Origin of the sequence: Enterococcus songbeiensis, from assembly GCF_005405265.1 — a bacterium.
Taxonomy (GTDB): domain Bacteria; phylum Bacillota; class Bacilli; order Lactobacillales; family Enterococcaceae; genus Enterococcus_C; species Enterococcus_C songbeiensis.
In genome coordinates this window covers 24,336-36,211 of the sequence record NZ_BJDS01000003.1, presented here as the reverse complement: position 1 = coordinate 36,211, position 11,876 = coordinate 24,336, and the positions used below count along the sequence as shown (strand labels likewise).

Sequence of the window (11,876 nt, the reverse complement as noted above, 5' to 3'; positions counted from 1 at the left end):
ATGAAAAGAGAGAAAGTGCCAAAACTTTTAGCAATCATTCTGATGCTTTTGCCAATGTTTTTAGGAGCTTTATTTACTGGAAATGGGTCTTCACAGGCGGCAGAATCAAAAACGGTGGATGTGACTATCCATAAACGAGCGTGGAATATCGATACAGAAGGAGTCACACGACCAAAAAATCAACAAAACACCGGAAGTATCATGAAAGATTTCGGTGGAACAAAATTGGCGGGAGCAACCTTTGTTGTCTATGATGTCACCGAAAAATATCAAGAATATGTTTTGGGTGATTTGACAACTCTGCCATTTGCCACAGGAATGACCAGTGAGGAAGCAATTAAAAAAATTCAAGAAGATGCAACAGGAAAAATAGTCTCTGCGTATGGTACGAAGGTTGGTGAGAAAACAACCGAGGGAACGGAAGGAACAGCAACATTTGAAAAGTTGGCGAAAAAATCTGGTGGTGTTGATGCGGTTTATCTCTTTATTGAAACCCAAGCACCATCGAATGTGACCGAAATGGCGGCGCCAATGGTTCTTCCAATGCCGGCTTATGAGATGGAGGAAGATGGGGGCTTTACAGACGAGGAACTTAGCCATGTTCATTTGTATCCGAAGAATATACAGCGGAGGAACCAGAAGCGTTTGATCAAAGAAGGTGAGCCTGCTGTAGAAATTGATGAAGAAACCGCATATGTCAATTTTGGAGATAGAGCTGATTATGGAATTTGGGTCAATATACCAAAAGATTTACAGAATAAAACGAAATTTGAAGTAAGAGACATTCCTGATAAAGGATTGGCATTTGATGAGAATCGTAGCGTATATATGATGAATCTTAGTGAAGACGTGGACTATCAGCTATCACTGGAAGATGATGGTGGATTTACAATAATTTTTAATCTTAATAGTGAAAAAGTCCTAGACTTAGCCGGTACCATCCTTAATATCTGGTATTCTATGAGAATTTCACCCGATACAGCTGATAAAGCATTAGAAAATAAAGCAATAATTGATTTTGGTTCGGGTCCAGATACGGTGGTGTCAGAGAAAGTTGCAATGCTAGGACATAAATTCAAAAAATTAAATGCTCATACTAATACACCATTATCAGGAGCCAAGTTTCGCATATATATGACTGATGGTGAGGTCAAATTATATCTAATACTTATGGATGATGGACTAAATTTTGATGGAACCGAGGATGAAAAAGAGGCAACCATATTTATATCTGATGCAAATGGAGTAATAAAATTGTTGGGATTGGCGCCATTAACAAATTTTGAACATCTGAATTACGTTATTGAAGAAATCGCCCCTCCAGAAGGTTTCATCATCACCGAAAAAGAAACGCATTTTTCCGTGAACGTTGGCGACTACTCTGATCCGGAAAAATTCACAACGATTTACAACACACCCAAGGGGCTTCTACCTGCGACAGGCGGTAACGGCATTTTAGCCTTTTTAGCAATTGGTCTTGGCTTGATGCTGGGGGCATTTGTTTGGTATAAGCGGGAAAAACAAACGAACGACTAATTTTTATTTTTATCATAAGAATAGGCTGAGAGACTCAGTTGAGAAGTGTTTCAGCCTGTTTTTAAAATCATCTACATAGCAAAAAAAGCAAAACGGAGGTGACGGTAGTGAAAAAACCGCAGCAATCAGAGGCGAAAAAGCAACGAACCAATCTAGTGATTAAAGGTCTGATCGTGTTGATGTTCCTAACCGGCATCGGCGTTTTTTCCTATCCTTTCTTTGTGGATTCTTTAAATAATTATATCGATCAAAAAATGGTGGAGAAGCATCAGCGAGAAGCGGCGGCGGAAAATCAAAAGAATCGGGAACAGGCGTTGGAAAAAATGGCGGCAGAAAATGCGAAGCGACAGGAAGCCAACAGTATTGCCGGGATTGGTTTGATGGAGGAATTGTTTGATACGACAGAATTTAACGGAAATTATTCTGCCGATTATTATGAGCAGCATTTATTAGGAGCGTTGTATATTCCTAAAATCCGTGCCAGCTTGCCGATTTTCAACGAAACGAATCAAGCACTGCTGGAAAAAGGAACGACTTTGCTGCAGGGAACCTCCTATCCCATCGGCGGCGATAATACCCACTCGGTGATTACCGGACACACCGGAATTCCGGAAAAAATGATTTTTACTGATTTGGAAAAACTGGAAAAAGGAGATCAATTTTATATTGATGTATTGGGAGAACGGTTGGCCTATGAGGTGGATGAGATTCAGGTGGTTTTGCCAGACAATATCGAAGTGCTGGCGATTCAAGAGGATCGGGATTTGGTAACGTTGTTGACCTGTACCCCCTACATGGTAAATTCTCATCGTTTATTGGTAACGGGTTTTCGTATTCCTTACGAGGAAAAAATGGGGGCGGTCATCACGCAAACCCGACGTTTTCAATTTTGGCGATTGGCGGTATTGTCAGCCGCCGCAGTAGCTGTCCTTAGTTTGTTCAGCTATTGGCTGTGGCGGAAGGCAGTTCTGTTTCAGGCTTCAAAACGAACGTATATGCTGCGCTTTTTTGTCGAGGAGAAATCCCCCCGACGTTTTCAATTATTATCAAAAAACGAGACACCGTTTTTGCGAAAGGATGAACCGATTTTTGCAACGGCAATGGAGAAAAATGAAGTGGTTTTCTCAGAAATTCCCGGCGGCATTTATTGGGTAGTCGCTGAAGGAGAGGTGGCACCAAAACTAAAAGCGAAAATCTGGCGGGTTCGTGACCGAGAGTTTCGTTTATCCAGCCGAAAAAAACGAGTGCGGGTTGTGAAATCTCGGGAAAAACAAACCGTTCTTTTTGATGGAGGGATGGTATGAAAAAGGGTGTAAAAAAACAACTGATTACAAGAATTATCATGATTTTCCTTTTTCTGGTGGGAAGTTTAACGGCACTTTATCCGTTTTATTCGGATGCGATCAATGGATTTATCGATCAGCGGATGATTGAGCGGTATCAAAAAAAGGCGAAGGAACAAGAATTAACGGCGATGCAGCAGGCAAACGAGGAAATTGCAAAAAAAGGGACGGCACCGAATGCCGATCCGTTTGAAGAAGCCTCGCAAGAAAAGTCTGCCAGTCAGCAGTACATCGAAAAACATTTGATTGGAACGCTGACGATTCCCAGCATTCAAGCGGTGATGCCGGTGTTTGACACCACGAATGATCGGTTGCTGGAACGTGGTGCCACGGTTTTGCAGGGAACGTCTTATCCTACCGGCGGTGAAAATACGCATTCAGCGATTTCTGCCCATCGTGGGTTGCCTCAGCGACAGTTGTTCACGGATTTGCCGGATGTGAAGCTTAAGGATATTTTTGTTTTGGAAATTCTTGGAGAAAAATTGGCGTACGAAGTGGATCAGATCAAGGTGGTGGAACCAAACGTCACGGAAGATCTGAAACTGGTGTCCGGCGAAGATTTGGTGACACTGATCACCTGTACGCCTTATATGATTAATTCCCACCGTTTGCTGGTTCGTGGGCATCGGGTACCTTACACCGAAGAAATGGCGGCAACCGTCAAGAAAACCAATGAATCTCGTCTGTTGCAGCAGGTGTTGATTATGCTGGGCATTGTTTTGTTGCTGGGGGTGTTGGGCTATCTTTTTTATCGGGTCTGTCAAAATTACCGTTTGCGAAAAAAAACCATCGACGTGGTATTTTATCTGGAAGATGCTCAAAGCGTACCGCTAAAAAATCAACAAGTTGTGCTGTTTGACCGTAAGGGAAAACAAACGTTGCTGCGAAATGATGTGCCTTATGCCGTGAACTCAGATGAAAATGGAAAAGTGATCTTTAAAAACTTACCGGGAAATTTGTATACGGTGAAATTAAAGGGCGAAAAAATGAACGGTATTCGTTTTCAAATCGGACTTACCAAACCGAAACAGACAATACTGCAATTTGTTTTTCCAAAAGGGGTTGGGATTCGTAAAGTTGGAGAGCGGGAAACCACGACAGTTTTACAAATAGAAAAATAAAAAATTCTACAAGGAATTTTTTAATTGACAATGAGTTTATACATGTATATACTTTAAGTGAGGAGTTGATACCATGTTAGCTAAAGAGATTGAATTAAAGAAATGGGGAAATTCACAGGGATTTAGGATTAGTAAAGAAGAACTAAGTGAACTGGGAGATCCTTCTGCCACAAAATTTGACATGGTCATCGACTATGGAAAAATTGTTTTAACACCAAAGAAGGATATTCCTAGTACATTGGATGAATTATTTGAAGACTATGAAGGTTCTCCGCTAGGGGAAGAGGAGAAATTTGATTGGGGAAATCCTGTGGGAAGGGAAATAGTTTAATGGTCGTTAAAAAGGATTATCGTGATTTAGAACAAGGAGATATCATTTATGTGAACTTAAATTCAACTAAGGGACATGAACAGATGGGGAAGCGTCCTTGTATTATTCTCTCCAAGCCTAATAAGTTCCTAAATTATATGGTGGGAATTGCACCTATAACTACTAAAGAAAAAAGTTTTCCATTGCATGTTCCTTTAACTACTGATCTTAAAAGCAAGGGTGAAATACTTTTGGAACATCATCGAATGATCGACATAGCATCTAGGGGCTTTTCATTTGTAGAAAAAGCGCCTCTAGAGATAATAAATGAGTGCGTGGCTAAAGTGAAATTGTTGTATTAGATTTGTACTCTTTAATATTTTCCGTTTGACGGGATAAATCGAATAAAAAAAGGCACCTTGCAGTTTAGTTGACGCTAAACCACAAGGCCTTGAAAAATCAGGACGAACTGATCAATCAAGTTGCCATAGTTAGTGCAAGCACTAACCTTGTTAATTGTACCTAATTTTATGCTGGATTTCTATCGGTTTAGTGCAATTTTTATTTGAAGTTAGGAAGTTATCAAGGTAGACCGCTGCTCGTTTATTTGCTATGTCAGAGGTATTGGACAGTCGTCCGGTACCTCTTTTTTATGGATTTTTTGATAGCAAAGATGTAAAAAATAAATTTCACTTAATTGGAGGAAGGTTAGATGGATATTGTAAAGGTAGGAAAATATCAGACAAAGAATAAGCAGCCGATTAAAGCTATTACCCATCAAGAAATTTACTTATTAAAAAGTGAGTTGGAAAAATTAGCTTCGTGGGCAGAACCGTTAACAGTGATGAAACACTATTTTGATGAAAGCTCTGATTCCTTAAACAAGAAAAAACTCAGCGGCGAATATCATGCCCAAGCACAGCTTTTCCACGCATTTTACAATGATTTTCTTTTCACCATCCATGCGTTAGAGAAAAAAATCGATAAATTGCGTTCAGCGAAAAAGGTTAGAGGTTAGGAAGAAATCTTAGGAAATTTGTAAATTCGTTTCTCTAGCATGGATGACAACATCGTTAATATAGGTGCAGATACGCTTAGTAGAAAGTTGAACAGCGGGAAGGGTCCCCCGTTTTACAAATAGAAAAATAAGAAAAAATATCCCGATACGCATTTTCAATTTTCTTTCGCTAAACGTATACTTTAGGTACGAAATCTTTTTCATCGGGAAGCCGTTTATTTGCCAATTATTCGAAACGTCTTTCCGCTCCTTGATAGTGCAGAACGCAGAAAATCTCGACATTTCACTTTTAACGAATCAGGTTCTTTCTTACTGCGCTATCCACCACGCTCCTTTCTAGGGGCGTTTTTTTGTGCCGCTTGAAAAAAAAATCCCGGGAAAAAGTAAGTAGAGCGAAACCTGCTAATATGCTATAATAAACCCAAGATATTAGCATAGAAGTAGGTGATAACTATGACTCAAGTAGAAAAAGTTTTAAGATTTGCCAATCAAAATAATGGAATTATTACTACTAAAGAATTAAAGAAACTTGGCGTAGGCAGATGGGTATTACAAGATTTAGAGAGGCTAGAAAAATTATTTCCAGTTCAACGAGGTATTTATGTTACCAAAAATGGCTATGCAGATGATTTTTTTCTGTTGCAACAAAGATATCCAAAGGGGATTTTTTCGCATGAAACGGCTCTTTATTTGTTAGGGTATTCAGATCGAGTGCCTATACAGATTGTAATGACCTTTAAGCAAGGTACCTCAACCACAAGGATGAAGGCTGATAATATCCGACCAGTAACCATCAGCAAAAATGAACAGTATGAGATGGGAATCATTGAAGCGAAACGCCCTGGAGGTACCTTAGTAAAGGTCTATGAAATCGAACGGGTGTTGGCAGAATTATTAAAACCTAAGTATGATGCAGATTTCGAGCAAGTTATACCTGCATTTAAGCGTTATGCTACAGACAAAGAAAAAGATGTAAATAAGTTGTTCCGATACGCTCGGATGTTTGGAGTAGAAGAAAAAGTTAGAAATTATATGGGAGTGTTATTGTGAGGTTCAAGAATGCAATGAGTTTTAAATCAAAAATCAAGCAGATAGCAAAAGAGAATCAGCTCACTACACAGCAAGTTCAACAGAATTATTTAATTGAAGCATTTTATGTTAATGAGTCGAATTCAAGAAAATTGAGATATTGCTTATAGATAGGGGAATATGATTTTTTTACTAATGTCGATTGAATAATATAGGAAATGGAATCCCCAGTTAATCATTCCCCTAATCTATGTTAGAATGAACCATGAAGAGAATCGAAAGCAACGGATGATTATCAGGAAATAGGTAATGAACAAAGCAAGGGGGAATCTCGTGAGAGGGCAAATTCGAAAAGCGTTGAGCGGCTTTTATTATGTCGCAGCTGAGGGTCAGGTGTATCAGACTCGGGCAAGAGGGAATTTTCGTAACCGCAAAATCACTCCGTTAGTCGGAGATGAAGTAATTTTTGAAAGCAGCAACCTGACAGACGGCTATCTACTGGAAATTTTGCCGCGAAAAAACGAGCTGGTCCGTCCGCCGGTAGCCAATGTCGATCAAGGAATCATCGTTGCCAGTCTGGTGGAACCCAATTTTTCTTTTAATCTGCTGGATCGTTTTTTAGTGACTTTGGAGTATGAAGCAATCGAACCTATCATTTATTTAAGTAAGATTGATTTACTAACGGATAAATCGCTGGTGGCGACGATCAAAGCCTGCTATGAAAAAATCGGCTACACGGTGATTGCTTCAGAAAATGGTTTTGACGACTTGACCCGCTTGTTTCCTGAACGAATCAGTGTATTTATGGGGCAATCTGGGGCAGGGAAATCTACCCTGTTGAATAAAATTTTGCCGGAGTTGGATTTGGCTACCGCTGCAATTTCGGATTCACTTGGTCGGGGGAAGCACACCACGCGGCATGTAGAATTGTTGTCGATTGCTGATGGCTTAGTTGCGGATACGCCAGGATTTAGTTCCATTGACTTTTTAGCGATTGAGTCCACAGAACTGCCGAAAGAATTTCCTGAATTTGTTGCCGCTTCTCACCTTTGTAAGTTTCGGGAGTGCATGCACGACAAAGAACCGCAATGCGAGGTCAAGCGACAGGTCGCAAGTGGAGAAATCGCCCAAACAAGATACGATAATTATTTACAATTTTTAGCAGAAATCGAAAACCGGCGTCCGGTTTATCGCAAAAGGAGAGAGTAATATGAAAATTGCGCCATCTATTTTAAGCGCGGATTTTGCCAATTTGCAACGGGATATCCAATTTGTTGAACAGCATGGAGCGGACTATATCCATGTGGACGTGATGGACGGACAGTTTGTACCGAACATTACCATCGGACCAAATGTAGTGGCGGCAATTCGTCCCATCACAAAATTGCCGTTAGACTGTCATTTGATGATTGTTGATCCAGAAAATTATATCGAAGATTTTGCTAAAGCCGGCGCAGACATCATCACGGTTCATGAGGAAGCAACACCCCATATCCATCGGGCAGTCCAAATGATTAAAGCACAAAATGTCAAAGCGGGGGTGACCATTAATCCCGGAACACCGGTTTCAGCGATCAAACATGTTTTGTCCATGGCAGATCTTGTGTTAGTTATGACAGTTAATCCGGGCTTTGGCGGACAAAGTTTTATTGAAGAATGTGTTGAAAAAATTGCTGAATTGGCTCAATTACGGGAAGAAAGAGGCTATCATTTTGAAATCGAAGTGGATGGCGGAATCGTGCCGGAAACAGCGGTGAAATGTCAAAAAGCCGGGGCAGAAGTTTTTGTTGCAGGATCCTATATTTATGGCAGCGAACAGCCGGAAAAAAGAATTCAAGCCTTGAAAGAGGCATTGGCGTAAATGAAGATTTTAGTCGCAGCCGGAGGACCGCCGGAAGAATGGCCATCCTTGTCGGATCAGTATGATTTTTATGTAGGGATCGATCGGGGAGGCTACCATTTAATAGGAAGAGATTTTCCTTTGGATTTGGCAGTCGGCGATTTTGATTCCCTGAATGAGTCGGAACGACAACTGGTTTTTCAAAAAGCCAAAGAAATTAAATCTTCCCCTGCTGAAAAGGATGATACCGATACCCAATTGGCATTAGCGGCAGTTTTTCAAACATTTCCTGAAGCGGAAGTGCTGCTAGTTGGTGCAACCGGTGGCCGATTGGATCATTTGCTGGCAAATATTTGGTTGGGAGTGGAAGCACGCTTCGCCCCATTTTTGCATCAGTTAACGATGGCCGATCGGCAAAATCAGTTGACATATTTGACTGCCGGCAGCTATGAGATTACTCGGGTTCCGGAAATGACTTATTTGGGGTATTGCTGTTTGACACCAGTGGAAAATTTAACATTGAGCAACAGTAAATACACGTTGACGAATCAGCAGGTCAATGTTCCGACCTCTTTTGCCAGCAATGAATTTTTAACAGACAGTGCCCAGATTTCTTTTGATTCTGGCATTATTGCGGTTATTCAAAGCAAAGATTGAATGTGAGACAAGGATAGAAAATTAGGTTGTTTTTTTGCAAAGAAAAGAAAGAAAGTTGATTTGCAAAAAAAAGCTTAAGACGCTGTACTTGTCTTTTGTTTATGCCAAAATAGTGGTAAAATCAATACTATCAGTCTGAATTAGTTGAGGTGTCCAAGTGAAGAAGTTTAATCCCAATAAAAATATTATCATCACGTTGATTTTGGTGATTTTTGTGGTAACCGTTTTGAGCGTAACAGCCGCCAAACGTGCCTCAGAAACCAAAACAAATTTTTTTCAATCCATTGTTAATGACAGCGTAGGACTTGTCGATAAAGTCGTTTCAACACCGATTCGTTTAGTGGAAAATGGCGTCAATTCGGTCCACAATCTTTTTACAACGTATAGTGAAAATGAACGATTGAAAGAAAAAATCGACAGCTACGATGAAGTAGCACAAAAAAATAAAAACTATGAACGTGAAATCAAATCTTTAAAAGAAGAATTGGAACTCAACCAAACTTTAACAAATTATGAAAAAGTGACTGCCAATGTTATCACCCGTTCACCAAATTCATGGCAGGACATGTTGGTAGTAGATAAAGGATCAAAAGACGGCATTGAGGTCAATATGGCGGTATTGTCGCAAAAGGGTCTGATTGGTCGAGTGATTGAAGTCAATCTGGCATCGTCTAAAATCGAATTACTGACATCAGAAAATCAAAATTCCAACCATTTTCCTGTGCGAATTTCCAGCGAAAGCGGAGAAGCATTTGGTTTACTGAGTGAATATGATGAAAAAGCCAATGCCTTGGTTGTCGACCAATTGACCGGTGAAAACAAATTGAAAGCCGGCGATGTGGTACAAACATCCGGATTAGGAGGCAACTCTCCGGCAGATTTGCCGATTGGAACAGTGATCGAAATGAAAGCTGACAGCTTTGGTTTGGATACACAGGTCTACGTGAAGCCTTATGCACAAATGTACGATTTGTCGGTTGTGACGATCGTTCAACGGATGGTAAAGGAAGGATAAGGGATGCGAAAAGAATACGTTAAATATTATGCAGTACCTTTTTTCTTTTTTATGATGCTGCTTGATGGTCAAGCGACTCGTCTACTGGAAATCTGGACGAAGGATGTCTACATGGCAAAATTTCATTTTTTAATTTTAGCCCTGATGTGCGGCTGTCGGGTTCTTTCTAAACGGTTCATGTTGATCACTGCGCTGATTCTGGGAATTTTGTATGATTTTTATTACATCGGTGTCTTAGGTATCTATGCAGTGGCGTTACCAATACTTGTTTGGCTAATGTTTACGATGGCGAAAACCTTGTACCGAAATCTGTTCACGATGTTTTTCGGATTGATTATTTTTGTCACCGGCTATGAGCTGGCAACTCTGGGTATCCAGTTATTGTTTAAGCTGACCAGTGTCAACGGTATGTTCTTCGTTACCCGTTTCTTGGGACCAACACTATTAATAAATATGATTTTATTTGTTCTTTGTATCTATCCCTTCAAAAAATTGTTCGCAGTCGAATGATTTTTTGGAGGTTTTTTCTTGTTATAAAATTGAAAGCGGTAAAATGAAATACTTTTGTAACATTTCTTTTATCTGACTGACATCTGTCTATGGTACAATTCTCTTATCGTGAAATAAGAGTTTAGAAATTCTTATAGTAAATTAAGGTTTTATTAATCAAGAAGCCAGTCGGAGGAATGAAGAGTGAAGAAAAGTTTGTTATCAGCATTATTGGTATGCTCACTAACACTTACAGCAGTTGCAGCTCCCAGTGTAGCCGCGGCAGATACTATTGATCAAAAAATTGAACAGCAAGATAAAAAAATCAGTGAATTAAAAGGGCAACAAGCCGATGCACAAGCGCAAATCAATGCATTGGAAGAACAAGTTGCTTCCATTGATACAAAAGCGGAAAGCTTATTGTCAAAACAAGCTGATTTACGTAAAGAAACAGAACAATTACAAAAAGATATCGAAGAACTGCAAGTACGTATCGAAAAACGGGAAGAAGCTATTCAAAAACAAGCCCGTGACGTTCAAGTTAATGGACAAAGTACGAACTTCATTGATGCAGTTTTAGATGCAGATTCATTAACGGATGCAATTGGTCGGGTACAAGCAATGACAACAATCGTCAATGCCAACAATGAGTTAGTTCAACAACAAAAAGAAGACCAAGATGCAGTAAAAGCAAAACAAACTGAAAACAAAAAGAAATCAGAAGAAATTGCTGTGAATCAATCAGAATTGGAAAGCCAAAAAGGTGATTTGCAAGCAAAACAAGCTGATTTGAATGTGATGAAAGCAAGTTTGGCAGTTGATCAAGCGACGGCTGAAAGCGACAAATCAGATTTGAATAAACAAAAAGAAGAAGCGGAAGCAGAACAAGCCCGCATTCAAGAAGAAGAACAACGGGTAGCAGAAGCTCGCGAAACAGCGCAAGCTGAAAGTGAACAAGAGGCAGAAGTGGCAGAAACACCGCAAACGGAAGCATCTGAAACACCAAGTCAATCGTCAACACAAGGTTCATCCAGCTCCGCTTCACAAGAAACAACGCAACCAAGTAACGATGGTGGAACGAGTGGTACAACAACGCCAACGACTCCAAGTGCACCAGCAGTTGATAATTCAACTGAAAAACCTGTTACAGAAGCACCTGCACCAACAGGTGGTGGAGTGATTGCAACTGCAATGAAATATATTGGTGTTCCTTATGTATGGGGCGGGAAAACGCCATCCGGTTTCGATTGTTCAGGATTTACTGCTTATGTATATAAAGAAGCGTTAGGCAGAGATATCGGGGGATGGACAGTACCACAAGAATCTGCAGGAACAACGATTTCTGTTAGTCAAGCACAACCAGGAGATTTACTATTCTGGGGTTCTCACGGTAGCACCTATCACGTAGCTATTTCATTAGGTGGAAATTCTTACATTCATGCGCCGCAACCAGGAGAAACTGTGACAACTGCAACTATCAGTCCTTATTTTGGACCAAGTTTCGCTGTTCGTATGTAA

At 40.2% G+C, this 11,876-nt stretch carries 12 protein-coding genes and 1 pseudogene; all 13 read left to right on the top strand.

The window, feature by feature from the left end; genetic code table 11:
* The 13 genes and pseudogenes from FFM66_RS02015 to FFM66_RS01950 all read left to right on the top strand — a co-directional run bounded on the left by FFM66_RS02015 (position 1) and on the right by FFM66_RS01950 (position 11,876).
* Complete coding sequence (locus FFM66_RS02015; protein ID WP_171000776.1) at positions 1 to 1,536, top strand: SpaH/EbpB family LPXTG-anchored major pilin; 1,536 nt, start codon at positions 1 to 3, stop codon at positions 1,534 to 1,536.
* A 179-nt stretch (positions 1,537 to 1,715) separates the two neighbouring features.
* Positions 1,716 to 2,379: pseudogene (locus FFM66_RS11525) on the top strand (class C sortase); the annotation flags it as partial.
* A 457-nt stretch (positions 2,380 to 2,836) separates the two neighbouring features.
* Positions 2,837 to 4,000, top strand: coding sequence for a class C sortase (locus FFM66_RS02005; RefSeq protein ID WP_048603357.1), 1,164 nt, complete (start codon positions 2,837 to 2,839; stop codon positions 3,998 to 4,000).
* 73 nt (positions 4,001 to 4,073) lie between these two features.
* The gene (locus FFM66_RS02000) at positions 4,074 to 4,331 is read left to right on the top strand and encodes an AbrB/MazE/SpoVT family DNA-binding domain-containing protein (protein ID WP_048603358.1); all 258 of its coding nucleotides are present in this window, start codon (positions 4,074 to 4,076) and stop codon (positions 4,329 to 4,331) included.
* Positions 4,331 to 4,672 (top strand): type II toxin-antitoxin system PemK/MazF family toxin, encoded by a 342-nt coding sequence (locus FFM66_RS01995; RefSeq protein ID WP_048603359.1) that lies wholly within the window; start codon positions 4,331 to 4,333, stop codon positions 4,670 to 4,672. The genes FFM66_RS02000 and FFM66_RS01995 overlap by 1 nt, the downstream gene beginning before the upstream one ends.
* Before the next feature lie 350 nt (positions 4,673 to 5,022).
* Positions 5,023 to 5,328, top strand: coding sequence for a hypothetical protein (locus FFM66_RS01990; protein ID WP_048603360.1), 306 nt, complete (start codon positions 5,023 to 5,025; stop codon positions 5,326 to 5,328).
* Positions 5,329 to 5,781: 453 nt separating this feature from the next.
* The gene (locus FFM66_RS01985) at positions 5,782 to 6,378 is read left to right on the top strand and encodes a type IV toxin-antitoxin system AbiEi family antitoxin domain-containing protein (RefSeq protein WP_137604890.1); all 597 of its coding nucleotides are present in this window, start codon (positions 5,782 to 5,784) and stop codon (positions 6,376 to 6,378) included.
* Positions 6,379 to 6,666: 288 nt separating this feature from the next.
* Positions 6,667 to 7,566 carry a ribosome small subunit-dependent GTPase A gene (gene rsgA, locus FFM66_RS01975; protein WP_137604889.1) on the top strand — a complete coding sequence of 300 codons (900 nt, stop codon included), beginning with the start codon at positions 6,667 to 6,669 and terminating at the stop codon, positions 7,564 to 7,566.
* A 1-nt stretch (position 7,567) separates the two neighbouring features.
* A complete protein-coding gene (gene rpe / locus FFM66_RS01970) occupies positions 7,568 to 8,218 on the top strand; it encodes a ribulose-phosphate 3-epimerase (protein WP_137604888.1) in 651 nt (216 codons plus the stop codon).
* Entirely contained in the window at positions 8,219 to 8,854 is a 636-nt protein-coding gene (locus FFM66_RS01965; protein ID WP_137604887.1) for a thiamine diphosphokinase, read from the top strand.
* A 157-nt stretch (positions 8,855 to 9,011) separates the two neighbouring features.
* Positions 9,012 to 9,869 (top strand): rod shape-determining protein MreC, encoded by an 858-nt coding sequence (gene mreC, locus FFM66_RS01960; protein WP_048603365.1) that lies wholly within the window; start codon positions 9,012 to 9,014, stop codon positions 9,867 to 9,869.
* Positions 9,870 to 9,872: 3 nt separating this feature from the next.
* On the top strand, positions 9,873 to 10,379 hold the full coding sequence (gene mreD / locus FFM66_RS01955) for a rod shape-determining protein MreD (protein WP_048603366.1): 507 nt from the start codon (positions 9,873 to 9,875) through the stop codon (positions 10,377 to 10,379).
* A 183-nt stretch (positions 10,380 to 10,562) separates the two neighbouring features.
* Positions 10,563 to 11,876, top strand: coding sequence for a C40 family peptidase (locus FFM66_RS01950; protein WP_137604886.1), 1,314 nt, complete (start codon positions 10,563 to 10,565; stop codon positions 11,874 to 11,876).